A 26,767-nucleotide genomic window follows, 5' to 3' on the forward strand; every position below is an offset into this window, starting at 1 on the left:
CAGTCGGGGGGCTGAGGGTGCAGATCACACGGCTGCGATTGTCGGGCTTCAAAAGCTTCGTCGATCCAGCCGATCTGCGCATCGAACCCGGTCTGACCGGCATCGTCGGTCCCAACGGCTGCGGCAAATCGAACCTGCTCGAAGCGTTGCGCTGGACGATGGGCGAGACGTCGGCGCGCTCGCTGCGCGGGGCGGGTATGGAGGACGTGATCTTCGCGGGCACCTCCACCCGCCCGGCGCGCGACTTCGCCGAAGTCGCGATGCTCACCGAGATCGACGGGACCGAGACCGAGATCGTCCGCCGCATCGAGCGCGGCGCCGGTTCCGCCTATCGGATCGACGGGCGCGACGTGCGTGCCAAGGACGTGTCGCTGCTGTTCGCCGATGCCGCCACCGGCGCGCATTCGCCCGCCCTGGTCAGCCAGGGCCGGATCAGCGCGGTGATCGCCGCCAAGCCCGCCGAGCGCCGCGCGATGCTCGAGGAAGCGGCCGGCATCGCCGGGCTGCATGTGCGGCGCAGGGATGCCGAGGCACGGTTGCGCGCGACCGAGGCCAACCTCGCCAAGCTCGACGAGTTGATCTCCGATCAGGACGCCCGCGCCGCCGCGCTCAAGCGGCAGGCGCGGCAGGCCGAACGCTATCGCGCGCTTTCCGACCAGATCCGCGTCGCCGAGGCGCGGACGATCTTCGCCCGCTGGCGCGAGGCGCAGGCCGATGCGGACGCCGCGAAGGCCGAAGCCGCCACCTGCGAGGCGCGCGTCAGCACCGCCGCCGAGGCGCAGCGCGCGGCGGCCGCGTACAGCTCACAGGCGACCGAAAGCGTCGCGCAGGCGCGCGCCACCGCGCAGGCGGCGCGCGATGCCGCGAGCGAGGCCGGGCACGCGCTCGCCGGCCTGCGTGCCGATCACGCGGCGGTGCTGCGCCGGATCAAGGAACTCGACGACAGCACGACGCGGCTTGCCGCTGATCGCGCGCGCGAGGGCGCGCTGGCGAGCGACGCTGCCGAAGCGATCGCCCGGCTTGCCGAGGACGCCAAAATGATCGAGGCGCGGCTGGCGGCGGCGGCCGCGCGGTTGCCTGAGCTCGACACCGCTGTCGCTGAGGCCGAGCGCGCCGGGCGCGATGCCGAGGTGGCACTGGCGCAGGCGCTCGCCGCGCAGGCAAGCGAGATCGCCGATGTCCGCGTCGCTGACGCGGCGTTGTCGGCAGCGCGGGCGCGGCTTGATCGTGCCGCGCGTGATCTCGCGCGCGTCTCCGCGGAGGCCGCCGCGCTCGCCGATCCAGCGCCGTTCCTTGCCGAACGCACGCGCGCCGGGGAGGCGCGTGCGCAGGCGCTGCGCCATGCCGAAGCGGCGCGGGCCGCGCTGGCCGGCGCCGATGCCGCCGAACGCACCGCGATCGGCGGGCGCGACCATGCCCAGTCGCAGCGCTCCGCCGCGCATGCCGAACTGTCTGCGCTCGACAGCGAGGCGGCGGCGCTCACCAAGGCCACTCGGCGGGACGGCCGCGACCGGCTGCTCGACCGGCTCCGCCCCGATCCCGGCTACGAACGCGCGCTCGCCGCCGCGCTTGGCGACGATCTCGAGGCCGGGCTCGATCCCGCGGCGGAGCGCCATTGGGCGGGGGCGGCGGTCGAACCCGGCGACCCGCAAGCGCCGCCGGGCACGACCCCGCTCGCCGGGCACGTCGCCGCGCCCGACGCGCTCGCCCGCCGTCTTGCGCAGATCTTCGTCGCGCCGGAGGATGACGGCGCACCGCTGGCGGTCGGGCAGCGCCTCGTCACGCTCGGTGGCGCGCTGCGCCGGTGGGACGGCTACGTCGCGCGCAGCGGTGGCGCGGCGGCGGCCGAGCGGCTCGAGCGCCTCAACCGACTCCGCGCGATCGAGCGGTTGCGTCCTGAGCTGGTCCGCGCGGTCGAAACCGCCGATGGCGAACTGCGGCGGATCGACGCGGCGATCGGCGAAGCGCGCCGCGCCGCCGCCGATGCGCGGCGGCTTCTCGACTCGTCCGAAGCCACCGCGCGCGATGCGGGCCGCGCCGAGGACCGTGCCGCCACCGCGCTCGAACGGCTTGAAGCGCAGCGCGCCGATCTCACCGCCCGCGCCGAGCGGGTGCGCGGCGAACATGCCGAAGCGGGCGCGGAGGCGGAACGCGCCGCCGCCGCGCGCGCCGCGCTCCCCGACGGCAGCGAGACCCGTGCGCGCGTCGCCGGCTTCTCCGCCGCCGCCGACGCCAAACGCACCGCCATCGCCGCCGTCCGCGCCGAACGCACCGGACTCGACCGGGCGATCGGCGACGCGCGCGAGCGGCTCGCGGCGGCCGCCGCCGAGGCGAAAGGGTGGCGTTCACGCGCGGGCGAGGCGGCCAAGCGCATCACCGAGATGGACAAGCGCGCCGGCGATCTCGCTGCCGAAGCCGTGACGCTTGCCGACCGCCCCGCCGCGCTCGCCGCCGAGATCGGCGCGCGCGAAGCCGCGCACGCCGAGGCCCGCGCCGCCGCCGACACCGCCGCCGCCGCCGAGCGCAAAGCCGATATCGCGCTCCGCGACGCCGAGGCGCGCACCCACGCCGCCGCCGAAGCGCTCGCCGAGGCGCGCGAGGCCCGCGCCGGCGCCGCCGCGCGCGCCGAAAACCACGAGCTGCGCCGCGTCGAGATGAATCGCCTGTCGGGCGAGCGCTTCCAATGCCCGTCCGTGCTGCTTCCCGAGCGAGTCGGGTTCGACGGCGGCACGGTACGTTCGCCGGGCGAGGAATCCGCCGCGCATGAGAAACTCAGCGTCGATCGCGAGCGGATCGGGCCTGTCAATCTGGTCGCCGAAACCGAACTGGCCGAGCTTGAAGCCGCGAGCGCGGGCAATGCCGCCGAGCGCGAGGAACTCGGGCTCGCGGTCAACCGGCTGCGCGGGTCGATCGGCACGCTCAACCGCGAGGGCCGCCAGCGGTTGCTTGCCGCGTTCGAGGCGGTGGATACGCATTTCCGGCGGCTGTTCACCACCTTGTTCAACGGCGGACAGGCGCATCTCGAACTGGTCGATTCGGACGATCCGCTCGAGGCGGGACTCGAAATCATGGCGCAGCCGCCGGGCAAGAAGCTGCAATCGCTCACTTTGCTGTCGGGTGGGGAGCAGGCGCTCACCGCGGTCGCGCTGATCTTCGGGCTGTTCCTCACCAACCCCGCGCCGATCTGCGTGCTCGACGAGGTCGATGCGCCGCTCGACGACGCCAATATCGAGCGCTTCTGCGATCTGCTCGACGCGATGAGCCGCCAGACGCTGACGCGGTATCTGATCGTCACGCACAATGCCGTGACGATGAGCCGGATGCACCGGCTGTTCGGCGTGACGATGATCGAACAGGGCGTCAGCCGCCTGGTCTCGGTCGATCTTGGCGGTGCTGCGGGATTGCTTGCCGCCTGACGCAACTTCCACGCGCCACCGGAGGTTATCGCCCGACACGCAGGGAGACACCGCATGGCCGAAGCGCAGATTTACCAGGACCTCAAGCGCGACCACGACAAGCAGCGCGACATGCTCAAGCAGCTCGGCGAACTGACCGGCGCGAGCGAGGAGCGCAGAGCGCTGTTCGAGGCGTTCCGCGTCGAACTGCAGGGCCACGCCGCCGCCGAAGAGGAATCGCTCTATGCGACGATGCTCGGCGATCCCGAGTTGCGCGACGATGCGCGCCATTCGGTCGCCGAGCATAAGGAGGTCGACGATCTGATCGGCGAAATGCACGAGCTCGAATTCGGATCGGACGCGTGGAGCGAGAAGTTCTTCCACATGCGCCGCCGCTACGAGCATCACATCACCGAGGAAGAGGAAGAGATGTTCCCGGCAGCCGCCGAGGAACTGTCCGACGCGACCGAGGCGAAGCTCGCCGAAATCTACGAAGAGCGCAAACCGCTCGAAAGCGCCGAGGCGGAGGCCAACCCGCCGAGCGGCGACGCGCGGGAGTAACGCACAAGCGTCGTTCGTCCCGAGCGAAGTCGAGGGGCCGCCCCGGCGCGCAGGTGCCTCGACGTCGCTCGGCAGGAACGGATCGGGCGGGAACACCTCAGCCACCATTCAGCCCGGCGTAGTCGAGGGACGGCCGGAGCGCTTCGCTCGCGAAAAGCGGATCGAGCTCGCATCCCATCTGCCGTTTGGCCTGAGCGAAGTCGAAGGCCATGCGTGTCATGCACGTGCTTCGACTACGCTCAGCACGAACGGTAGGGGGGCTGCGCCAGCGCGCGATCTGCGAGAAAGTGGGGAGCTTCTGTTGCTCGGTGCTCCCCGTACCGCCGGTGTCCGCTTCTGTTGCCCGGTGCGGCCCGAACCGCGTTTATGCGTCGTAACTTAGGCCGTTAAGCCGTCAGTTACGCGGCAATCGCGAGTGCTTCGTTATCGTTAGCACTTGTGGTTTTGAGCCTTGAACGGGTTACTCAGCCCGGGCAAAAACAGCGCCTTTCAATACACGTCGATCCTGGTTCGGCCCCTTCATAGCCCGCCCTCAAAGGGCAGGCTGTGGTGGAGCCGCCGGGTACTGCCCCCGGGTCCGCTGCATCTATTTCACGCCGCACTTTATCGCCATAGTCACCGGACGAACCGGCCGACGGAGCCTATATAGGGAGGCCGAAACTTAATGCAAAGGGGCGCCTTCCGCTCGCCACATTATCGGTCCATAGCGGCTATACTATGTTGACGCAGCGTTCCCGATACGCGCTCCGCGCGATGATCTTCCTTGCCGAAGCCCCCGCCGGCAGCCCGCCGATCCCGATGAACCGCATCGCGACCGAGGCGAACGTGCCGCGCAAGTTCCTTGAACTGATCCTAGCCGATCTGCGCGAGGCGGGGTTCCTGCACAGCCACCGCGGCAAGATGGGCGGCTATCTGCTCGCGCGGCCGACGCATCTGATCTCGCTCGGCGAGATCATCCGCGTGATCGAGGGGCCGCTCGCGCTGGTGCCGTGCGTCAGCCGCACCGCCTATCGCTCGTGCACCGATTGCAAGGACGAAGCGGCCTGCGCGATCCGGCACGCGATGCTCCGCGTCCGCGACGAGACCGCGCGCATCCTCGACGGCACCAGCCTTGCCGACACGACGACGAAGGTGCTGGCGGCCGCTTAGCCGCAGGGCAGGTACCCTGACCCGTTCGTGCTGAGCCTGTCGAAGCACATGCCCCGGGGACGCCCCTTCGACAAGCTCAGCACGAACGGCGTTAGGTGAGGATCGAAGCGCCCAGCAACAGCAGCAGCTTGACGTCCACGGCCAGCCCCTCGGCGCGCTTGGCCGCGATGAAGTCCGGCAATTGGGCGAGCGCGACACGGTGGACGGTGATATCCTCGCCCGGCACGCCGCCGCCATCGCCGACCTTGGTCAGTTCGCTCGCGCGGACCAGCGTGAAGCTCTCCGAGACCATTCCCGGCGACGAGCAGAATTCTCCGATCACCTCGACGCGCGCAGGGCGGTAGCCGGTCTCTTCCTCAAGCTCGCGCGCGGCCGAGGCGGTGATCGCCTCGCCCTCGGTCTCGTCACCGACGAGACCGGCGGGCAGTTCGATGCAGACACGCCCGAGCGGCACGCGATATTGCTCGACCAGCAACACCTCGCCCGCTTCGACCGCGAGGATCACCGCCGCGTGGATATCGCGCGCGCGGCCGACATATTCCCACGTGCCCTGCTTGCGGACGGTGATGAACTTGCCCTGCCAGACCGTTTCGATGGGCTGGCTCACAATTCGATCACCCGGTCGGGAAGTTCGTTCACGTCATGCTCCGTCTTGGGAAAGGTTTCGGCCAGGATCGCGCCGATCGCGGCGACGGCGGCCGCCATGCCGTCACCCGCGCGGCCGGCGCGAACCTCGGCGACGAGTGCCGCCATCGCGTCGCCCCAGCGCTCCGCAGGCACGGCACGGTGGATCGCCTCGTCGGCGATGATCTCGGCCATGCGCTCTCGCGTGGAGAGATAAAGCAGGATGCCGACCTTGGCGCTTGTGCGATTCTCCGCGCCGATACGGAAACATTGCAGTGCACGCCGGCGTACCCGCCGCCGCTTGGTCGCGCGCGGGGTGAGCGCGAAGCGCAAGCGCGACCAGCCGACGAGATAGCGCACCGCCAGAAATGCCACCGCCTGCGCGACCAGCAGGATCAGCAGGACATGGCGGAGATCGGTCTCGCTCCACGGGTCTAGCCCGATCTCCAGCCAGCGCGCGTCGAGCGTCGCCAGCGCCGTGACGAGCAGGACCGCGAGCACGCCGAACTGAAGCGGCACGTCATGATAGCTGTTCGATTGCGCCGCGACGATCGTGACGATCTCGCCATCGGTGCCGCGTTCGGCGGCGGCAACCGCCGCCGTGACGCGATCTCGATCAGCGGGTGTGAGCGCGAAGCGTGCCATCACCAATCCCCCGAGGCGCCGCCGCCGCCGCCCGATCCGCCGCCGCCGCCGGTGAAGCCACCACCACCCCAGCTACCGTCGCTCCCCGAACTACCACCGCCGCTACCCCAGCCGCCGCCAAAGCCACCGCCCGAACCTCGGCCGATCTCGTTGCCGAGACCCCACAGGATGACCGGCCACGCGCTGCCCCCGCCGCTTTGCCCGACATAGCGGCTGCCGCCGGCGCGGCGGAACCACGACAGCGCGACGAACAGGATGATGAAGCCCCAGACGATCAGACCGAATGGGATGTCACCACCGCTGCCCGAAGCTTGGCGTTGGTGGGTCTTGTTGAACTCCTTGATCGCCGCGTCCGTCCGCGCTTTGGCTTCCTCGGGCGACGCGCGCAGTTGCGCGATCAGCGCGTCGGTGCCCGCTTCCATCGCGCCGGGGACGTCGCCCGCGCGCAGCTTAGGCATCATTTGCTGGCGGATGGTGACGCCCGAAAACGCGTCCGTTAGGATCGGCTCAAGCCCATAGCCGACTTCAATGCGGGGGCCGCGATGCCCGGCGGGTTCGTTGGGCGCGATGAACAGGATCGCTCCATTATCGACGTCCTTGAGGCCAGGCCCCCAAGCGCCCAGCAAGCCGATGCCGTAGTCTTCGAGACTGTTGCCTTGCAGGTCGGGGATCGTCGCAACAACGAGCTGGCGGTGCGTGTCCTTCTGGAGCGCCTCCAGCTTGGCTTCGAGGTCGGCGCGCGTCGCGGGCGGTAGCACGTTCGCCGCATCGACCACCAGGCCGGTGAATTTGGGGTAGGTCTGCGCGCCCGCCGGGGTGCCGATCAGCATCCCGGCGAGCAGCAGAAGCAGGAACCGCAGCAGCGGCATCATCAACTACCGAAATCGACCTTCGGCGCGGTCTCGGAGCCCGGCGTGGTCGCCTGGAACGGGACCATCGGCTTGGCACCGTAGAAGATCTTGGCGCCGATCGCGTCTGGGAATGTGCGGATCGTCACATTGTACTTCTCGACTGCGTCGTTGTAATCGCGGCGGGCGTTGGTGATGCGGTTCTCGGTGCCCTCGAGCTGATCCATCAACGTCGCGTAATTAGCCTGTGACTTCAGTTCCGGATACGCCTCCTGCAAGCGCTGCAGCGACAGGCCGAGCGCGCCCTGGACCTGCGCGAACTGCTGGACCTTGGCCGGATCCTTCAGATCGTCGCCCGACACCTTGACGGTGTTCGCCGCCGCGCGTGCCTGCGTGACTTCGACGAGGATCGCCTTCTCCTGCGCGCCGGCGGCCTTCACGGTCGCGACGAGATTGGGGATCAGGTCCGAGCGGCGCTGATACTGGTTCTGCACCTCGCCCCATTTCGCCTTGGCGTTCTCCTCGGCGGTCGGCACGCTGTTGAGCCCGCAGGCGGACAGCATCGCGGCGACGGCGAGCGTGAGAATGGCACGAATGGTCATGCGAGGCGGCTCCTTCAACTTGGCGTGGCCGTCTTACCCGGATAGCATGGCCGCGCGGAAGCGAAATCGGTTGGGAGATCTGCGTGTTCAAGGAGTTCAAGGCATTCATCGCGCGCGGCAACGTGCTCGATCTCGCCGTGGCGGTCATCATCGGTGCCGCATTCGGCAAGATCGTGTCGTCGCTGACCGATGACATCATCATGCCCGTGATCGGCAAGATCACCGGCGGGCTCGATTTCTCCAGCCACTTCCTGATCCTCGGCAAGGTACCCGCCGAACTCGCCGGATCGAGCGACTATGCGGCGCTCAAGAAGGCCGGCGTCGCAGTGTTCGGCTACGGCGCGTTTGTCACCGCGGCGGTCAATTTCCTGATCCTCGCGTTCATCATCTTCCTGCTCGTGCGCAGCGTCCACAGGCTGATGGACAAGCCCAAGGAGCCCGCCGCCGCAGCGCCAGAACCCGCAGACGTCGCGCTGCTGCGCGAGATCCGCGACGAGTTGAAGAAGCGGCCGACGGTGTGACGGCTGGACGGCGCTGACCGTCCAAACCGCCAAGCCGTTCGTCCTGAGCGAAGTCGAAGGACGTGCGTCACGCGCAGCGCTTGGGGCACGCACTTCGACTTCGCTCAGCGCGAACGGAGAGGATGCCCGCGAAGGCGCCAAGCGCGCGTGGGCTATAGATATTTACCGAAAGTTGTCCGCGTAGGCCTGCAGCTTGAGCTTGCGCTCGGGCGCGGGGAGGACGGTGTAGGCGAGACCCTCGCGCTCGGCATAGGCGATCGCGGCTTCCTGCGTCGGGAATCCGATACGGATTTGGTCGAGCGTGTCGCCTGATCCGGCCCAGCCGGTCAGCGGATCGGCACGCTTGGCTTCGGCCGGCTCGAAATCGAGCACCCAGCCGTGGGTGCGCGCGCGGCCCGACTGCATCGCGTTCTTCGGGCGCTGGTAAATACGGGCGGTGGCCATGTCTCGTCGATGTCCCTCTTGTACACTTCCCCTTAACGCGCTCCGCGCGCCCTTGCATCCGCGTTTTTCGTGCGTGTCGTCGGATTCGCGCCGGCGGGATCGTCGGGCCAGGGGTGGCGCGGGTAGCGGCCGCGCATTTCGCGCGCGACATCGGCCCAGCTTCCCGCCCAGAAGCCGGGCAGGTCGCGCGTGGTCTGGATCGGGCGGCCGGCGGGCGAGGTGAGGCTCAGCACCAGCGGCACGCGTCCGCCGGCGACCATCGGATGGGTGGCGAGGCCGAACAACGCCTGCGGGCGGAGGTCGACGCGCGGGCCGCCCTCGGCGGCGTAATCGATCGAATGGCTGCTGCCGGCGGGCGACTGGAAGTGCGTCGGCGCCTCGGCATCGAGCAGCCGCAGCGTGTCCCAGCCGATCACCCCGTGCAACGCCTCGGCGAGCGCGCCGGGGTCGATCGCGTCGAGCCGGCGTTTGCCGACGAGCAACGGCGTCAACCATTCCTCGGCGCGGTCGAGCAGCGCGGCCTCGTCGATCGCCTCGACGGCACGGCCTTGCGCGCGCAGGAACGCGATGCGCGCGAGCAGCGCCTGCGCCGCGTCGCTCCACGGGAGCAGGCGAAAGCCGCCGCGCTTCACCCCGTCTAACAAGGCCGCGGCGATGGCCTCCGGATCGGCTTCGGCGTCGGGGCCGCTCGACAGCCGGATCGCGCCGAGCCGCCGCTCGCGCGTCGCGCGTACGCCGCCGGTGGCGGGATCGAACGTGACGCTGCGATGCGTGACGATCCGGTCGCCGAACAGCGCCTCGACGCTCGCCTGCTCGATCGGCGCGGCCGACAGAATGCGCGCGCCCGCCGCCATCCCCTGCGTTTCGGCGACCGCGAGCCACTCGGCGCGGGCGAGCGAGGATGTCGGGTCGAGCTTGAAGCCCCGCCCGCCGACCGACGCCCAGGTCTCGCCGCTGCCATCGCGCCGCTTGGCGATGCGATCAGGGAAGGCGAGGGCGATGGCCACGTCTAGCCCTCTCCCCGCGTGCGGGGAGAGGGTTGGGGGAGGGGCCGTGCGAGGCTGTGTCATCTGTGACTGCCCCTCTCCCCGGCCCTCTCCCCGGCCCTCTCCCCGCAAGCGGGGAGAGGGAGGAAGGAGGGACGCCCACCGCGCCGCCAGCCGCCGCGCGGCTTCCGCCCGCGTGCCGCGCTCGCTCCGCCAGCGCCGCAGCCGCATCTCGAGATCGGCGTCGGCCCCGCCCAGACCACGCTCGCCGAGCAGCACCGCCACCTCGGCCGCCACCGTGCCCAGCCCGATCTCGCCGGCGCGCACCAGCATATGCCCGAGCCGAGGCGGCAGCGGCAGCTTGGCGACCGCCGCGCCGTGCGGCGTCGGCCGTCCATCGGCGTCGATCGCCCCGAGCGTGGTCAGCCGCGCGCGCGCCTCGCTGACCGCAGCGTCGGGCGGCGGATCGAGCCACGCCAGCGCGCGCGGATCGTTGACGCCCCATAAAGCGCAATCGAGCGTCAGCGCCGACAGATCGGCTTCGAGGATTTCGGGCGGGTCGAAGCGCGGCAAGCCGGCGGTCGCCGCCTCTTCCCACAACCGGTACGCCACGCCCGGACGCTGGCGCGCGGCGCGGCCGGCGCGCTGGGTCACCGCCGCCTGGCTCGCGCGTTCGGTGACGAGCCGGGTCATCCCCGCCGCCCGGTCATAGCGCGGGCGACGCGCGAGGCCGGAATCGACCACCACCGAAATGCCGTCGAGCGTGAGGCTGGTCTCGGCGATCGACGTGGCCAGCACCACCTTGCGCCGGCCCTGCGGATCGGGCTGGATCGCGGCGCGCTGCGCGACAGGGTCAAGCGTGCCGTGCAGCCGGTGCAGCGCGATGCCATCGCCCAGCGCGTCAAGCCGCTCGGCGGTGCGCTCGATCTCGCCGACCCCGGGCAGGAAGGCGAGGATGCCGCCCTCCGCCTCGCGCAGCGCGGTCCGCACCGCCGCCGCGACCGAATCCTCGATCCGCGCCTCGGCGGCGCGGCCGAGATGGCGTAGCGTCAGCGGGAACATCCGCCCCGCGCTCTCGATCACCGGCGCCGCGCCCATCAGCGCCGAGAAGCGCGCGCCGTCGAGCGTCGCCGACATCGCCACCAGCCGCAGGTCGGGGCGCAATCCCGCTTGCGCATCGAGTGCGAGCGCCAGCCCGAAATCGCTGTCGAGGCTGCGCTCATGCACCTCGTCGAACAGCACAGCCGACACGCCTGCCAGCTCGGGGTCGGACTGGATGCGGTTGACGAAGATCCCCTCGGTCAGCACCGTCACCCGCGTCGCGGCCGAGCGCTTGCTGTCCATCCGAGTCGCATAGCCGAACGTGCGCCCGACCGACTCGCCCGCCAGCGCCGCCATCCGCTCGGCGGCGGCGCGCGCGGCGAGCCGGCGGGGGGAGAGCAGCAGCACCTCACCGCCGCACCAATCCTGGGCGAGCAGCGCGGGCGCGACGGCGGTGGTCTTGCCCGCGCCGGGCGGCGCGACGAGCACGGCGTTCGATGTTGCGCGCAGGGCGGCGAGCAATTCCGGCAGAACGGCAAGAACGGGAAGCGCGGGATCGGCCACGGCGGCGTTCTACGCGCTGTCGTGCGGAACGCCAGCCCCGGCGGCGGTTTGTTCCTCGTCAAAAGCACCCGTTCGTGCTGAGCGCAGTCGAAGCACGTGCCCGGAGCAATTGGCTGTCGTGCTAGGCACGTGCTTCGACTTCGCTCAGCACGAACGGAGATATGCTGGACGAACGTCCCCAGCATGCCGAGAAGTCGCATCGGCAACGTCATACCCGCGTCCTAGTATCACCTGCGCCGGGGGTGCTACGGCACGTGAAACCGAGACGCGGAGTTCCCTTTGGCCGGCCATCATCACCACGCGCACGACCATACCGGCCACGATCATGGCGGGCATAGCCATGGGCACGGCCATGTCCACGCGCCCGCCGCGTTCGACCGTGCGTTCGCGATCGGCATTTCGCTCAACATCGTGTTCGTCGGGGTCGAGGCGGGGTTCGGTTTCGTCGCGCATTCGGTCGCGCTGCTCGCCGATGCCGGGCACAATCTGTCCGACGTGCTCGGGCTAGCGATCGCCTGGGGCGGCGCGACGCTGGCGCGGCGCGCGGCGACCAAGCGCTTCACCTATGGCCTCAAGGGTTCGACGATCCTCGCGGCGTTGCTCAACGCGCTGTTCCTGCTCGTCGCGCTGGGCGCGATCATCCTCGAGGCGGCGCAGCGGCTCGCGGCGCCCGCGCCCGTCGCCGGGGCGACCGTATCGATCGTCGCCGGCGTAGGCATCGTCGTCAATCTCGCCACCGCGTTGCTCTTCGCGCGCGGGCGCAAGGACGATATCAACATCCGTGGCGCGTTCCTCCACATGGCCGCCGATGCGGCGGTGTCGGCGGGGGTGGTGATCGTCGGCGGGATCATCCTGCTCACCGGCACGACCTGGCTCGATCCGGCGGTGAGCATCGTCATCGCGCTGCTGATCGTGTGGCAGACGTGGGGGTTGCTGCGCGAATCGGTCGAAATGTCGCTATCGGCGGTGCCGCGCGCGATCGATTACGACGCGGTGGGCGAGGCGCTCCGGGCGCTGCCCGGCGTGACGCAGATCCACGATCTCCACATCTGGCCGATGAGCACGACCGAGACTGTGTTGACCACGCATTTGCTGATGCCCGGCGGCCATCCGGGCGACGCCTTTCTGATGGAGACGCAGGCGATGCTGCGCGCGCGCTTCGGCGTCGGCCATGCGACCGTGCAGGTCGAGACCAGCGAATGCGCGGTGGACTGCTAGTTACGTTCCGTTCGTCCCGAGCGTAGTCGAGGGACATGCCCGGCACGCAGGTGCCTCGACTTCGCTCGGCACGAACGGTTGGTGTACCGCTCGCCGCTTCAGCCCGGATCGCGCGCCAGCCACCATTTGAGCAGGGCCGCCGTCTCGCCTGGCTGTTCGAGCGCGGGCAGGTGCCCGCAGGCGTCGAACCGGTGGAGGTGGGCACCCGGAATCAGCCGCGCGATCTCCTCGGCCTCGTGCGGCGGCGTGATCTGGTCGCCGTCACCCACCGCCACTAGCGTCGGCACACGCACGCCGGGCAGCACCGGGCGCATATCGACGCGATCGAGGATCGCATGCTGCTGGCGCAGGAACGCGGCGCCGCCGACGCGGAGCGCCATTGCCTTGAGCGCCTCGGCGACAGGCCCCTCGGTCTTGTCGGGATGGACGAGCCGGTCGAGCAACGCCCGCCTGATGCCGACGAACCGCCCGCGTTCGAGCGAGGCCATGCCGACCCGACGCTGCGCCGCCCGCTCGGCCGAATCGGCGCGCGCACTGGTGTCGAGCAGCGCCACCGAGGAAACCCGCTCGGGCGCCTGCCGCAGGATTTCGAGCGCGACATAGCCGCCCATCGACAGCGCGACGAGCGCGAAGCGTGCCGGCGCCACCGCTAGCACGCGCCGGGCCATCGCCGGGATGCTGTCGTCGAGCGTCAGGTCGGCGACCAGCGGCGCGACGTGGGGCGCGAGCGCGTCGATCTGCGGGCGCCACAGCGCCGCGTCGCAGAGCAGGCCGGGCAGGAACACGGTCGGCATCAGCGACGGCACGGCCGACAGGGCCGGGGCATGATCGTCAACGGCGGCAAACCCAAAAGCGTCGAAATCGGTGAACATGGCGAATCTCCGACCGACAATTTGGTCTCGCCGCTGCCATCTGTCTAATATCTCGCGCCTACGATCTCGATAGCTTTTGGAGATGGCATGGAATTGCGGCATGTGCGCTACTTTCTCGCGGTGGCCGAGGAGGGGAATTTCACCCGCGCCGCGCGGCGGCTCGGCATCGGCCAGCCGCCGCTCAGCCAGCAGATCCGCGATCTCGAGGAGGAGATCGGCGCGCGCCTGTTCCACCGCATCCCCCAGGGTGCGGAACTCACCGAGGCGGGCGAAGCGTTCCGCGCGGGCGTGCGCGGCCTTCCCGCCTTGGCCGAGGCCGCGATCCACGCCGCGCAACGCGCCGCGCGCGGGGAGACGGGTGCGCTGCGGGTCGGCTTCACCGGCTCGGCCGCGTTCAACCCGATCGTGCCCGCCGTGATCCGCGGCTACCGCCGCCGCTTCCCCGATATCGACCTGACGCTGCGCGAGGGCAATTCGCTCGAGCTGGTCGCCGCGCTGCGTGACGACATGCTCGACGCGGCGTTCCTGCGCCCCGATTCGGTGGACCGGGCCGGACTCCACCTCCACACGCTCGATGACGAACCGCTGGTCGCGGCGCTGCCCGCCGCCCACCCCGCCGCGACCGCCGACGCGCTGCCGCTCGCCGCGCTCGCGGGCGAGGCGTTCGTGCTCACCCCGCGCGATCTCGGCCCGACGCTGTTCGACGCGGCGATCGCCGCGTGCCGCGACGCCGGGTTCGAGCCGATCCTCGGCCAGTCCGCCCCGCAGATCGCCTCGGTGCTCGCCTTCGTCGCCGCCGAGCTCGGCGTGTCGCTGGTGCCGGGTTCGATGCGGATGGCGCTGATCCAGGGCGTCGCCTACCGCGACCTCACCGACATCCGCCGCAGCGCGCGGATGGCGATCGCCTATCGCCGCGGCGACCTCTCCACCGCGCTGCGCCACTTCGCCGAAGAGGCGCGCGCGCATGCGGTGGTGGCCGGATGATGCTGGGTTGGGGGCAGGATTCGACCCAAGCGCATTGATTCCCGCGGCTGGTCAGCCTGCTCACCATCTCAGCGCATCAACAAACGGACGGAGCGCCGGCGTGATTTGGCGGCTGGGGTAGATATGGCACCCAAGATCGTGTGGGCACCAGTGATCAACCACCTGCACCAGTCGGCCCTCAACGATTTCCGCTGCCACGTCGTGCTCAATCAACAAGGGCGGTGGGGCATCAGAACGCCACGTTCGCCGGTCCGGGGACCACTTGATCGCGCACGCCGCGGGTGGCGGCGGTGGTGAAGTCGGTCACGTGGTCGAGCGCGAAGACGCGACCACGCGGCGCGCGCACGGCGAGGAAGCTGGCGCCATCCACATCCTCGAGCCGGAAGGCCGCGCGGGGATCGGGCGCGGTCGTCTCGACCTCGACATTGCTCATCCGTAGCCCCCGCGCGTGACGCACGAAGAATCCGCTCGCCGGCAAATCGCCGAACATGGTCGCCTCGGGATAGCCGAGTTCGTTTTCGGGCGCGGTCAGCGTGGCCATCGCGGCCGGCGCGCCGCCGACGTGCTGGAAATGGCAGTCGCTGATCTGCACATCCTCGATCGGATGGCCGGGCAACCCGGCGATCACCGATGGGAGCAGGTTCGCGCCCGAACTCGACACGTTCTGGATCAGCACGCGCTTCAGCGTCCCGATCGGGCGTCCCGCCGGGCCACGCATCCGCCGGCCGAGCCGAAGGAACAGCGGGCCATCGATGGTGCCGCGCATCGCGATGTTGCTGATCGTGACATCCTCGATCGTCGCGCCATCAACAGTCTCGAGCGCGATGCCGCGACTGTCCTCTATCACGCAATTGCTGATCGTGATGTTGCGGAAGCCACCGTTCGATTCGGTGCCGCACTTGATTCGCCCGTGGATCTTGGGCGCGAAATCGGCGGGCATCTTCTTCCAGCTACCGTCAATCACCGAGCCGACCTGATAATTGCCGGTAACGTAGCAATTGGTGATCGTCAGGTTTTCGGTTGTGCGCGGATAGCCGAGCGCGAAGCTCGATTTGGGGCAAATGCCATCGTCATAAGGCGAGTTGACCGTGCAATTGCTGACGCGGACATTGCGGCAACAGTCGATGTCCATGCCGTCGCGATTGGTATCGATGATGAGATTGTCGATCGTGAGATTGTCGACACCGGTGGCGAGGATGCCGAACCAGCCGCCTTCGAGCAGCCGAAAGTCGCGCAGCAGCACGTTGCGACAGTTCTTGAGCGCGATCGCCTTGTTGCCGGTTCCCGGCCCATTGGGATCTTTGAGCCACCCATCCTTGCCGTCACCGCGACCGAGGCCCTTGCCCCAGATCAGCCCGCCGCCGGCGATGGCGATGTCGTGTAATCCCTCGCCGTGGATCAGGCTGTTGCGCCAGTGGCTATGGCCGAAATCCTGAAAGTGTTCGTATACCGGATCGATCGGCTCGGCGCGGTCGTAACCCGCGTCGCCCTGCGGCGCGGCGGCGAGCAGAATCGCGCCGGGATCGAGGTGGAGCGTCACCGCGCTCATTAGCCGGATCGTGTAGCTGGCGTAGTGGCCGGCCGGGAAATAGACGGTGCCGCCGCCGCGTGCCGCTGCTGCGGCAATTGCGCGATTGATCGCGGCCGTATCGATGGTCTTGCCGTCACCGCGCGCGCCGAAGCGGCGCACGTCGAGCCAGCCAGCGTCGGCTGCGAAGGCGCTCCGCGGGAGCATGGCGGCGAGCGCCGCGGCGCCGCCGGACAGGAGGAGGTCTCGACGCTTCATGCACACGCTCCGCAAGAAAAAGGCCCGGCCGGCATGATGCCGGCCGGGAAGAGGGGAAGCGATCAGAACTTCGCGGTGATGCCGAAGAAGAATTCGGTGCCCATCACGTCGTAAGTCGCTGAAAACGTGTTCGCACTTGGCCCTTGGGTGGTGATCGGCGGGTTCTGGTTGAAGATGTTGTTCGCACCGCCGAATAGCTGGAAGGTTTTCGCGACGTCGTAGCTGAACGACAGATCGAAATAATGCCGGTCGGGCAGCTTGGGATAGACCAAGGTGTTGAGCGCCGGAGTCGCGGTCGAACCCTGGCGCAGCGGCACCAGATAGCGATCGGTGGTCACCGGGCCGATGTAGCGGTGGCGCAGCGACAGGCTGAGCGGCCCCGTTTCCCACGTCACGCGGCTGGTACCACGCCAGATCGGCAGCGGCTGGCCGCAGGTCGGGCCGTACGATCCCTCGCAGTGGTTCTGGAGGTTAGGGAACGCTGCGACCGGCACCGAGGTGAAGTCGTTCAACCAGGTGAAGGTGCTGCTGAGGTCGATCGAACTGGTCTCGCCCAGGCCCGGGAAACCGAAGCCGAGGTTGAAGCGGTACCGCGCGGCGAAGTCCAGCCCCGACGTCCGCAACGATCCGGTATTGGCGTTGAGGATCTTGGCGACGTAGGGATCGTTGATCTCGCCGGTGGTCGGGTTGCGCTGAACGGCCTGGCAATACGGGCTGCTCGCGTCCTGGATGACGGTGTAGCAGAGGTTGAGCGTGTTCTGCAGACCGCCGCCCAGCGACGAAATCGCGCCATCCAGCTTGATGTTGAAGTAATCGACGCTGAACAACAGGCGCGGCGCGAACGCCGGCGTGAACACCGCGCCAGCGGTGTAGGTGTCGGACTTCTCGGCGGCGAGGTTCGGGTTGCCGCCGAAATCCGCCGGGATGATCGTGTTGGGCTGCACCGCCGCGGTGAAGACGTTGGCGGCGGGCACGCCTGTTGCCTGGCAGACGGCCCGCACCGACGCGGTCTGCAGCGCGGCGGAGCCGCGGTTGGAGCAGGGATCGGTCGCAACGCTGGTCACGCGGTTGACGCCGCCGTACAGTTCCGAGACGTTCGGCGCGCGGATCGCGCGCTGATACTGGCCGCGCAGCGCGATGCTGCGGTTCACGCGCCAGTCGAGCCCGCCCAGATACGTCCAGTTGCCGCCGATTCCCTTCAGATCATAGTCCGAATAGCGGAACGCCGCATTGGCGGTGAGGTTCTGGATGAACGGCGTATCGTGGATCAGCGGCACGCGGACCTCGCCGAAGCCCTCTTTCACGCTCACGCTGCCCTGTGTCGGCAGCCCGGGGTTGAAACCGGCGACATCGCCCGACGCAAGGAAGCTGTCGGGGGAGAACACCGCATCGGTCTTGCGCCACTCGAAGCCCGACGAGAAGCCAACCTTGCCGGCCGGAAGGCGGAACAGGGTACCGGTGATGCTGCCTTGCGCCACCTGTTGCGTCGCGACGGTGGTGTTGGTCGCGCTGATCCGGATCGCGGCGGCGCAGGCTTCGGTGATCTGCGCGCCGAAGATGTCACACACCGGCGCCGCGCCGTTCTGCGACAATACCGCCGCCTGGACGCGGCTACGCGACAGTGCGTTCTGGAGCAGCAGCGTGTCTTCGCTGCGCGAATAGGTGTAATAGACGTCGTACTTCAGGTCGCTGAGGAAATTCTCGCTCACGTCCCCCAAGCCGCCGCGGAAGCCCCACGCGCCGCGGAACACGTTGCGCCGCTCGCTCGCCATGCGCGGGCCGACTTCGACATAGCGACGTCCGGCGGTGATCTGGGCGAGACCATCATTGGGGCGGTTGGTGTATGTGGCGGTTCCCGCCGACACGGTGCTGTTGCCGGTCTCCGATCGGTCGAGCACGCCGAGCACGTTTTGCAGCGCGGGCGACAGATAGGGATTGTTGACGTTGAACAGCATCGGCGAGCCGATGTTGGTCGGCGCGAGCCGCGCGTTCACCTCGTTGTGGCTATAGTGCAGCTCCATATAGCCGGTGATGGTGTCGGTGAAATCATAATGGCCGAAGCTGTTGATCATCCACCGTTTCTGCGGCTGGATCAGATAATTGTCGGGGCCGAGATTGAAGTCGTCCTGCGGCGTCAGCGCGGGGCGCGCGACCGTGCCGGCGCTGTTGAAGGTGAAACCGCGCGAGGTCAGGCCCGACAGGCCGGCGGCGGCATAAGCGGCGTTCAGCGCTGCGTTGGAACCGCCGGCTGCGGGGATACCCGAGAAGCGGCCGTTGGGGATGTCGCCTGACCCGCTGGCGATGAAGCCGAGCTGCCCGCCGCCGCCGGTGCAGCTTTGCCCGGCGGCCGGCGTGAACGGCGTGCCGGGTCGGGTGGCGCTGCCCGATCCCGGCACGACGCACCCATCGGCAAGACTTAGATAGGCGAAGCTGCCGCGATCACCGCGCGTGATGGCGCCGCTATTGAGGTAATTGCCCGACACGACGAGGTTGCCGCGCCCTTCGGAGAAATTGCCGCCCATCGTGAGATCGAAATTATAGGTCGGCGTGCCGGTGGGCCGGTCGACGTTGACCTGCGCGCGCGCTTCCACGCCCGAGAAGTCCTCGCGCATGATGAAGTTGATGACGCCGGTGATCGCATCCGAGCCGTAGACCGCCGAGCTGCCGCCCGTGACGATTTCGGTGCGCGCGATCAAAGATGAGGGGATGGTGTTGAGATCGACGACCTGTTCGGGTCCGAAAATCGCGAACCGGCGGCCGTTGACGAGCACGAGGTTCCGGGTTGAGCCGAACCCGCGCAGGTTCACGTCGGCATAGCCGCCCGGCACGGTGTTGGACGTCGCGCCGCCAAGCTGGGAGGCGACCACCTGCGGCACTTGCTCGAGCGTCTTGTCGATGTTGACGTTGCCCGAAAGCTTGATGTCCTGCTGGTTGAACACGTTTACCGGTGTCGAAGCGTCGAAGCCGCTGCGCGCGATGCGCGACCCGGTGACGACGACGTCCTGCGCGACGGGTTCCGCCGCCGGCACGCCTGGCGCGATAGCCTGACCGTCGCTGTCGCCCGATTGCGTGGGAGCCGACTGTGACATGTTTCCGATCGACGGAGCGGCGGTCTGCGCCGCCAGCGGGCTTGCTATTGCTAGCGCTAGCACGCCTGCGGTTGCACCGCTCAGAAGCCGCCGGCGGGCGGCCTTGGTGTTTGGCATTGATATCCTCCCTTTGTACGCCTGCGGCGTGATCACTTGATCGCAACGATCTTGGTCGTCTTGATCGAGCCCGTCCGCACCATCTTGCTAGCGCTGGCATAGCCCACTTGTTGAGACGAATGTCTATGGTATGAGAAACATATTCGTCAAGTGCGCACCGCACGACGGCTTGGGAGAGACCGAACGATGAAGATCGCCAGATGCGTTACAGCGTGCGTCGCCATGCTGGCATTCTCCTGCGGTCTTGCCGACGCGAACGGCGGAGGCGCTCGATCGCGCTTCACCAATCCGATTCTGTTCGCCGATTACTCCGACCCCGACGCGATTCGCGTCGGCCGCGACTATTATCTTGTCGCTTCGAGCTTTCACTTCTCTCCCGGCCTACCCGTGCTGCACTCCACCGACCTCGTCCACTGGACGATCATCGGCCATGTCCTCCCCAAGCTGCCGTTTGCGTCCGAATATGACATGCCCGGCCCCCACACGCTCACCGACGCGATTTCGAAGCCCATCGGCGGGACTCGCTATGCGAGCGGTGTCTGGGCGCCGGCGATCCGATACCACGCGGGCAAGTTCTTCGTGTACTGGCCGACGCCGGACGAGGGTATCTTCATGGCCACCGCGACCAATCCGGCCGGCCCATGGAGCACACCGACCGCGGTGATTGCGCAGGCGGGGCTGGAAGATCCGTGCCCGTTCTGGGACGATGACGGCACCGCGTGGCTCATCCACAGTCGAACCGGTGCCGGGCCGCTGATCCTCCACCGGATGAGCGCAGACGGTACCCGCCTGCTCGACGCCGGAACCGTCGTCGCGGAGGACAAGGTGCGCCTACCGACGCTCGAAGGCCCCAAGCTCTACAAGCGCGCGGGCTGGTACTACATATTCGCGCCCTACGGCGGTGTCGCGACCGGCTTGCAAGCGGTCGGGCGCGCGCGCGACATTCGGGGGCCATACGAATGGCGGACCGTGCTCAAGCCCGGCACGAGCGGCGTGCAGGGACCGCATCAGGGCGCGTGGATCGAGACCCCGTCAGGGCAAGGTTGGTTTCTTCACTTCAATTCGACCGGCGCGTTCGGACGGATCGATTATCTCGAACCCTTGCGCTGGATCGATGATTGGCCGGTGATCGGCGACCCGATCGCGGGTGACGCGGAGGCCGGGCAGCCGGTCGCGTCGGCGCCCATGCCAGATACGGGAAGTCCGCCCACCCGGGATCAGATCCAGGCGTCGGACGACTTCGCGTCGCCGCGCCTTGGGGTGCAATGGGAATGGAATCATAATCCGGACGATCGCGCATGGAGTCTAACCGTTCGTCCCGGCTGGTTGCGGCTGACCGCGCTGCGAAGCGATCATCTGGTGACGGCTCGCAATACCCTGACGCAGATCCTGCATGGCCCGTCCAGCCGGATCAGCACACGGATCGACGTGTCGCGAATGCGCGATGGTCAGCGTGCTGGCCTGTCGTTGTTCGGTGTCGGGCCGAGTTGGATCGGCATCGCGCAGGATGATGGTGTACGGCGGATCACACTCGCGTCGAAAGGGGCCGAAACCCCCGGACCGAGAGTATCCGGCCTCACCGTGACGCTGCGTGCGGACGTCGCCTCCGACCAGACCGTGCGCTACAGCTATAGCCTCGACGGTAGACGTTTCCTCCCGTTCGGCGACGCGATCGCGCTCGCCAAATTCTCATGGTGGAAGGGATCGCGGCCGGCCTTGTTCAGCTTCACCCACGCCGTGCCGGGCGGCAGCATCGATGTCGATTCCTTTCAGGTGGAGCAGCCATGACCATCGACCGTCGCCTCTTCCTCGCCAACACCGCCGCAGCGCTCGCGCTGCCCGCTGCGACGCGCGCCGCGCCGGTGGCGAGCGACACGCCCGTTTTCGTGACCGCCAACACGCGCTGGCAGACCGCCTATGACAAAGCTCTGGCGGTGCTCGCCGGCAACGTGCGCGTACTGCCATATGTGCCAGATCCGGTGTTGATCGAGGGCGCGCAATATCAGGGCATCTGGCAGGAGTGCGGACCGCACGAGGCGCTCGTCTATCGCCATTGGCGGCCCGACGTGGCGCGTGCGAGCCACCGGACCTTCTTCGATCTCCAGCGCGCGGACGGACAACTGCCCGCCAACAACAAGCTGACAGAAACCGGTTTTGGCCAGATTCAAATGGTGGTGCCGATCGCCGCGACGGCATGGGAACTCGCGCGCGCGACTGGTGACGGTGAATTGCTGGAAACGGCATATCGCGCCTGCTCGGCCTGGGATGGCTGGTTGATGCGCCATCGCAACACCCGCGGCACCGGGTTGATCGAAGGATTCTGCACGTATGACACGGGCCATGACAACAGCCCGCGCTGGGCTGGCGTGCCCAATCAGTGTCCAAACAAGGACGCACGGCGCTTCCCGCAGGGTTTCGCCTTGCCGCGGCTGTGCCCGGACTTGTCGGCCACCGTTTACGGCGGACGCCGGGCACTCGCGGAGATGGCGCGTGCGCTCGGCCGGACGGCGGATGCTGCCCGTTGGGACGAGCAGGCCGAGGCGATCCGGCGGTTGATCCTAGACCGGCTCTACGTCGCGGAGGACGCCGCCTTCTACGACCTTGACGCCGACGATCGCTTCGTTCGGGTCCGGGGCGACATTCTCACGCGTGTCGTTGGAGAGCACGTCGTTGACCGCCGAACTTTCGATTCCCTCTGGCAGCACCAGCTCGGTAATCCGAAGGCGTTCTGGACGCCCTACCCATTGCCCTCGATAGCGTTGGATGATCCGACGTTCGTGCGGCCGATACCAGGGAACAGTTGGGGCGGCGCCGCGCAGGCCTTGACCGCGCTGCGCACCGGGCGATGGATGGACCATTACCGGCGCTCGGCGGAGTTCGGCACACTGATGAACCAATGGTGCGAGGCGATCCAGCGCGACCCGACCTTCCGCCAGCAAATCGACCCGGTAACCGGTGCATTCACCCAAGCCGACTCTGCGGGCTATTCGCCGTCGGCGTTGGTGATGGTCGATTTCACTTGGCGGCTAGTCGGCGTGCAACGGGCTGGTGAGGAACTCCATTGGAACTGCCGCCCGCGGCATCCGGCCGCGCAAGGCACGCGCGTGGCGCTGAAGACCGATAAAGGACGTCTTGCGACACTCTCCTATGACGCGCGCGGCGTGACGTTGCATCTCGATACCGTTCGCGTTGCGCGGATCGACGGTGGCAGTGTCCGGCTCGTCACCGATGCGGACGGCAGGCCATTGCGATTGACCGGATTTGAAGCGCTCCCGCAGTCGCTGACGCTTCGGCTGAGGGATGGACGTCCGCAGCGCCTCGTCGTCGCCGCCAACACGGACGTGCCGCTTCAGGTTTGATGCGGCGGCGGCGCGCTCGATTCCCCGGCGATCAGGACGAGTTCGGCGCGAGCCACCTGGGTTATTGGCAGCCCGCCGAGCCAGTCAAGCAATTGCCGCGTCGCTTGGCGCGCCATCTCGTCGAACGGGCGCCGCACTGTCGTCAGCGCGGGCGTGAGCATCTGCGCGAGTATGCTGCCGTCGAAGCCTACGACCGAGAGTCCGCTCGGCACGCCGACGCTGCGCGCGGCAGCGACCTTCAATACCGCCGCCGCCATGATATCGTTCGCCGCGAAAATCGCTGTCGGGGGTTCGGGAAGCGCCAGGAACGCCTCGGCTGGCGCCAAGGCCGAGGTGAAGCCGTAATCGCCCTCGGCCTCGACGAGCAGCGGCACGCCGGCCTCTTCGAGCGCTTCGAGAAAGCCCAGCCGGCGTTCGACCGCGGAGACCATATCCTGCGGGCCCGTCACCATCGCGATCCGCTCATGCCCCAGGCCGACCAGATAGCGCGCCACCTCCGCGGCGGCGCGGCGTTCCTCGGAGATTATGACGGACGCATAGCCCTCGACCGGGGTCGCCGAAAGCGCCACGGCCGGCACGCCCTCCTCGGCCAATGCAGCGGCGAGGCCGGGGATGCCCGAGACCGGCGGCAGCACGAGAACTCCGTCGACCCGTGAGCGACGGACGAAATCCATGACGTCTTCGATCGCGCGGTTGTTCACCGGCGGGGTCGAGTGCATTATAAGCTCATACCCTTCAGGGGCGGCCTCGCCGACGATGCCGCGCTGCACCGCTTCGAGCACCAGTGCATTGCGATCGTTGTGGACCATACCGATCAGGAACGATCGCCCCATCGCGAGCGCGCGCGCACGCGCGCTCGGCCGGAAATTGAGCCGGACGATCGCCGCCTCGATCTTTTCACGCGTCCCGGCATTGACCTTCGGCGAGTGGTTGAGGACACGCGACACCGTGCGGATCGATACGCCCGCCGCCTCCGCGACGTCGGTTATGGTGGGGTCGGCACTGGAGTGGCGTTCCGTCTGTCGCAATAGCGTCCCTTCCGGCCTTTTGCTCGCCGCATGAGGTTAAGGATACCGCCTGCATTTCGAAAGAACATCCTGGATGGGCCTTTGTCCGATGCGCCCGCGAAGTGGACGGTCCGGCAATCATAGCGTGCGGCGAAACGTCGGAACGCTTGAAGCGGCCGAAGCATCGGTCGATACGGTTGCGCCTTCCTATAATGCGGCAAGGGCCAATGAAGATCGCCGCTCCCAGGCCACCGCACCTTGCTTGCGCGCGAGAGTGATCGCGCGGCGAAGGACATCGGCGGCCGCACCGTGGCTGTTGTCGGCGCGTTCGGTAATTTCCGCTTGGGCACGCAGCAGCTCGGGAACGAGTATGCGCTCGCCACTCGTCTCGCAGCGTCCGATCGCCGCGATCAGCAGATCGTGCGCTTCCGGCCATCGCCCGTCGCGGATCAGGCCACGCGCGAGCGCGAGCGAGAAGGGCGTCGTCAGAAGCTCGTAGCGGGCGGCGCGGAGCCGCGACAGGCTCTCCTCCAACAAGCCGACCGCCGCGACTGCGTCACCGCGCGCGAGCGCGAGTTCGCCGCGCAGCCCGTCGGTCGCCGCGATATATGGCCCGAGGGCGTTGGTGTCCGCGCAGTCGGCGAACGCCGCCAATGCCCGCTCCGCCTCCTCGACATCCCCGGCCCACAGGTGGACCGAGAACGACCAGACCAGCGCGATGCAGCGCGTGACCGCATGGTCCAGGCGTTCGGCCTCATGGACCGCCTGCTTCGCCATGCGCAGCGCGTGATCGGCATCGCCGGTGAGCCAGAGCGCGCGGGCAAGCGCGATGGTGGCGCGGTTGCGATGATCGAAGCCGTAGTGGATCGTTCGTTCCCGCCGCGACGGCGCGCTGTTCTTTCGTGAGAGCTCCAGCTCGCGCCGCGCACGCGTCTGATCGCCGGCGAGGTGGTGCGAGATGCCCGACAGCGAATAAGCCACGCCGAGCGCCTCCGGCTCGCCGATCGCGGTGGCTATTCGAACGGCGCGCTCGGCATGGGCGAACGCATCGGCATAGTCGCCCAGGCGCTCGTGGAAGATGTGCAGCCGGCCGAGCAGTCGCAACTCGTTCCAGATGTCGTCGAGCGCGGAGGCGACCTCGAGCGCTCGCGATAGCGCCGCACCCGCCGCGTGGCTGTTGCCGCGCGTGAACATCAGCGCGGTGCCGAGGGACGCCTGAAGCTCCAACTCCATCGAAGTGCCGCGTTGCTCGTCCTGGATGATCGACAGCGCCCGGGCGCACCACGTCCGGCACTCGACCAGCGATGACAGGTTGAGGAAGACCGGCGCGCTCGCGGCCGCGAGCAGGACGGCCAGCCTGGCGTCGCCATCCGGGCCGAACGCCCAATCGAGCGCGCTGCGGATATTGCCGAGCTGCTGGCGCAGCGCGCGGAGGTCGTGCAGCGCCTCGGCGTCCTGGCCGGCTGCGGCGTCGATTTCGCGGAAATAGAAGCTCGCATGGCGCCGCGCCGTCGCCCTCGCCTCGTCGGCACCGCGCGCGAGCAGCTTTTCACGCGCATAGGCGCGCGTCATTTCGAGCAAGCGATAGGTGCCCATACCGCGCGCACGCTGCGGCACGACCAGCGATTTGGAGGCGAGTTCGTCGAGTGCGGCGGCGACCTCGTCGGCGCTGATGCGCTCGTCCGCGACGACGTCGAGCGCGGCATCGATCGAGAACAGGCCGACGAACACCGCCAGCCGCGCCAGGACGATCTGCTCGACGCCGGACAGCAGATCGTAGCTCCAGTCGAGCGTCGCTTGCAGGGTCTGCTGGCGCGGCGTCGCAGTGCGGTGCCCATGCCAGCCGAGGCTGAACCGATCGCCCAGCAGCCGCGCTGTCGCCTCGATCCCGTGCGTCGCCGCGCGCACTGCGGTCAGCTCGATCGGGAGCGCCATGCCGTCGAGCCGACGGCACATGTCCGCGATCAGGCGCGCCGCCGCCTCATCGAGCTGAAGTGTGCTGTCGCCCGCCAGCGCGCGCTCGCAGAAAAGCTGGATAGCGGGGTAGGACAGGAGCTGTTCGCGGCCGAGGCTCTCGGGACGCTCGGGATAGGCGAGGGCGTCGAGACGGTGGACGTGCTCGCCGCGAACCCGCATCGGCTCGCGCGATGTCGCGAGAATGCGCGCGCCCGGTGCGGCCGCGACAATGCGCTCCACGATCGCCGACACCGGCTCGATCACATGCTCGCAATTGTCGAGCAGCAGCAGCACTTTCTTGTCGCGGATGTGGCCGAGAATGACGGCGAGCGGATCGTCGCTTTGTACCGCGATCATCATCGCCCCGGCGATCATCTGCGCGACGAGCGCCGGATCTTCGAGCTGGCTGAAATCGACGAACGTGACCTGATCGCCGAATTCCGGCCCGAGGCGGTGGGCGATCTCGACCGCGAGCGTGGTCTTGCCGACCCCGGCGGGGCCGACGATCGTGAACAACGGCGTGCCGACGATCCGCTGCGTGAGGAGCGCAAGATCAGTGTCGCGCCCTATCAGATGCGGCAGGCGTGCGGGCATGTTGATGGTGGTCGGCGCGGGCCGCGACGGAGCGGCGACCTCGGCGGGAACGGCAGCCGCATGCGACGGTGACACCGCCTCCACCGGCGCCACGAAGGCGTAGCCGACGCCGACCTGGGTCGCGATATAGCGCGCGCCGTTCTCACCCCCGCCGAGCAGCTTGCGCAAGCCCGCCATGTGAAAGCGCAGGCTGCCGTCCTCGACCACGACATCGGACCAGACGCGCTTGAGCAACTCGCGCTTCGACAGCACCCGCCCCGGTTGCTCGACCAGCGCGGCGAGAAGATCGAACGATCGTCCGCCGATCTCGACCGGCACGCCGTCCCGGGTGAGCAGCCGCTCCGAGGTGGAGAGGCAGAACGGGCCGAAGCGGACCCGCTCGCTGGTTCGGCCGTGCTCGGGCAT

General features: G+C 68.5%; 19 protein-coding genes and 1 other RNA gene. 8 read left to right on the forward strand and 12 right to left on the reverse strand.

Annotated features, from left to right (window positions below; all coding sequences use genetic code 11):
* The first annotated feature begins 17 nt into the window (after nt 1-17).
* Nucleotides 18-3,416 carry a chromosome segregation SMC family protein gene (locus BLS81_RS15935; RefSeq protein WP_093225334.1) on the forward strand — a complete coding sequence of 1,133 codons (3,399 nt, stop codon included), beginning with the start codon at nt 18-20 and terminating at the stop codon, nt 3,414-3,416.
* 54 nt (nt 3,417-3,470) lie between these two features.
* Nucleotides 3,471-3,956, forward strand: a complete 486-nt coding sequence (locus BLS81_RS15940; RefSeq protein WP_093225336.1) for a hemerythrin domain-containing protein — start codon at nt 3,471-3,473, stop codon at nt 3,954-3,956.
* Nucleotides 3,957-4,281: 325 nt separating this feature from the next.
* Here BLS81_RS15940 and ssrA read toward each other — a convergent pair.
* Nucleotides 4,282-4,631, reverse strand: a transfer-messenger RNA (tmRNA) gene (ssrA, locus tag BLS81_RS15945).
* Nucleotides 4,632-4,673: 42 nt separating this feature from the next.
* Here ssrA and BLS81_RS15950 point away from each other — a divergent pair.
* Nucleotides 4,674-5,105: an RrF2 family transcriptional regulator gene (locus BLS81_RS15950; RefSeq protein ID WP_093225338.1), complete on the forward strand. Its 432-nt coding sequence runs from the start codon at nt 4,674-4,676 to the stop codon at nt 5,103-5,105.
* Between the two features lie 91 nt (nt 5,106-5,196).
* On the opposite strand, the gene BLS81_RS15955 is transcribed toward BLS81_RS15950, so the two are convergent.
* The 4 genes from BLS81_RS15955 to BLS81_RS15970 are packed head-to-tail and all read right to left on the reverse strand — an operon-like array spanning nt 5,197 to nt 7,824.
* Nucleotides 5,197-5,712: an NUDIX hydrolase gene (locus BLS81_RS15955; RefSeq protein WP_371128296.1), complete on the reverse strand. Its 516-nt coding sequence runs from the start codon at nt 5,710-5,712 to the stop codon at nt 5,197-5,199.
* On the reverse strand, nt 5,709-6,374 hold the full coding sequence (locus tag BLS81_RS15960) for a TPM domain-containing protein (protein WP_093225342.1): 666 nt from the start codon (nt 6,372-6,374) through the stop codon (nt 5,709-5,711). Before BLS81_RS15960 ends, BLS81_RS15955 begins: the two co-directional genes overlap by 4 nt.
* Nucleotides 6,374-7,243: a TPM domain-containing protein gene (locus BLS81_RS15965; protein ID WP_093225500.1), complete on the reverse strand. Its 870-nt coding sequence runs from the start codon at nt 7,241-7,243 to the stop codon at nt 6,374-6,376. The genes BLS81_RS15960 and BLS81_RS15965 overlap by 1 nt, the downstream gene beginning before the upstream one ends.
* Before the next feature lie 2 nt (nt 7,244-7,245).
* The gene (locus tag BLS81_RS15970) at nt 7,246-7,824 is read right to left on the reverse strand and encodes a LemA family protein (protein WP_093225344.1); all 579 of its coding nucleotides are present in this window, start codon (nt 7,822-7,824) and stop codon (nt 7,246-7,248) included.
* Nucleotides 7,825-7,907: 83 nt separating this feature from the next.
* Between BLS81_RS15970 and mscL the strand changes: the two genes are divergently transcribed.
* On the forward strand, nt 7,908-8,345 hold the full coding sequence (mscL, locus tag BLS81_RS15975; protein WP_093225346.1) for a large conductance mechanosensitive channel protein MscL: 438 nt from the start codon (nt 7,908-7,910) through the stop codon (nt 8,343-8,345).
* A 162-nt stretch (nt 8,346-8,507) separates the two neighbouring features.
* Here mscL and BLS81_RS15980 read toward each other — a convergent pair whose 3' ends face one another.
* Nucleotides 8,508-8,789: an ETC complex I subunit gene (locus BLS81_RS15980; protein ID WP_093225347.1), complete on the reverse strand. Its 282-nt coding sequence runs from the start codon at nt 8,787-8,789 to the stop codon at nt 8,508-8,510.
* A 32-nt stretch (nt 8,790-8,821) separates the two neighbouring features.
* Complete coding sequence (gene hrpB, locus BLS81_RS15985) at nt 8,822-11,380, reverse strand: ATP-dependent helicase HrpB (RefSeq protein WP_093225349.1); 2,559 nt, start codon at nt 11,378-11,380, stop codon at nt 8,822-8,824.
* A 279-nt stretch (nt 11,381-11,659) separates the two neighbouring features.
* Between hrpB and BLS81_RS15990 the strand changes: the two genes are divergently transcribed.
* Nucleotides 11,660-12,598 carry a cation diffusion facilitator family transporter gene (locus BLS81_RS15990; protein WP_093225351.1) on the forward strand — a complete coding sequence of 313 codons (939 nt, stop codon included), beginning with the start codon at nt 11,660-11,662 and terminating at the stop codon, nt 12,596-12,598.
* A gap of 98 nt (nt 12,599-12,696) precedes the next feature.
* Here BLS81_RS15990 and BLS81_RS15995 read toward each other — a convergent pair whose 3' ends face one another.
* Nucleotides 12,697-13,470: an alpha/beta fold hydrolase gene (locus BLS81_RS15995; protein WP_176787196.1), complete on the reverse strand. Its 774-nt coding sequence runs from the start codon at nt 13,468-13,470 to the stop codon at nt 12,697-12,699.
* A gap of 87 nt (nt 13,471-13,557) precedes the next feature.
* On the opposite strand from BLS81_RS15995, the gene BLS81_RS16000 reads away from it, so the two are divergent.
* Entirely contained in the window at nt 13,558-14,454 is an 897-nt protein-coding gene (locus BLS81_RS16000; protein ID WP_093225353.1) for a LysR substrate-binding domain-containing protein, read from the forward strand.
* Between the two features lie 229 nt (nt 14,455-14,683).
* Here the strand turns inward: BLS81_RS16000 and BLS81_RS16005 are convergent, their stop codons facing one another.
* Nucleotides 14,684-16,240 carry a rhamnogalacturonidase gene (locus tag BLS81_RS16005; RefSeq protein ID WP_093225354.1) on the reverse strand — a complete coding sequence of 519 codons (1,557 nt, stop codon included), beginning with the start codon at nt 16,238-16,240 and terminating at the stop codon, nt 14,684-14,686.
* Nucleotides 16,241-16,302: 62 nt separating this feature from the next.
* A complete protein-coding gene (locus BLS81_RS16010) occupies nt 16,303-19,329 on the reverse strand; it encodes a TonB-dependent receptor domain-containing protein (RefSeq protein WP_093225356.1) in 3,027 nt (1,008 codons plus the stop codon).
* A 339-nt stretch (nt 19,330-19,668) separates the two neighbouring features.
* Here BLS81_RS16010 and BLS81_RS16015 point away from each other — a divergent pair, with 339 nt between their 5' ends.
* Nucleotides 19,669-21,234 carry a glycoside hydrolase family 43 protein gene (locus BLS81_RS16015; RefSeq protein ID WP_093225357.1) on the forward strand — a complete coding sequence of 522 codons (1,566 nt, stop codon included), beginning with the start codon at nt 19,669-19,671 and terminating at the stop codon, nt 21,232-21,234.
* Entirely contained in the window at nt 21,231-22,805 is a 1,575-nt protein-coding gene (locus BLS81_RS16020; RefSeq protein WP_256326289.1) for an MGH1-like glycoside hydrolase domain-containing protein, read from the forward strand. Before BLS81_RS16015 ends, BLS81_RS16020 begins: the two co-directional genes overlap by 4 nt.
* Here the strand turns inward: BLS81_RS16020 and BLS81_RS16025 are convergent.
* Together BLS81_RS16025 and BLS81_RS16030 are read right to left on the reverse strand one after the other, a co-directional pair.
* Nucleotides 22,796-23,833, reverse strand: coding sequence for a LacI family DNA-binding transcriptional regulator (locus BLS81_RS16025; RefSeq protein ID WP_093225359.1), 1,038 nt, complete (start codon nt 23,831-23,833; stop codon nt 22,796-22,798). The two genes, BLS81_RS16020 and BLS81_RS16025, sit on opposite strands and share 10 nt — an antisense overlap.
* Before the next feature lie 186 nt (nt 23,834-24,019).
* On the reverse strand, nt 24,020-26,767 hold the full coding sequence (locus BLS81_RS16030; RefSeq protein WP_093225360.1) for an ATP-binding protein: 2,748 nt from the start codon (nt 26,765-26,767) through the stop codon (nt 24,020-24,022).

Origin of the sequence: Sphingomonas sp. NFR15 (genome assembly GCF_900103265.1) — a bacterium.
Classification (GTDB): Bacteria; Pseudomonadota; Alphaproteobacteria; order Sphingomonadales; family Sphingomonadaceae; genus Sphingomonas; species Sphingomonas pollutisoli.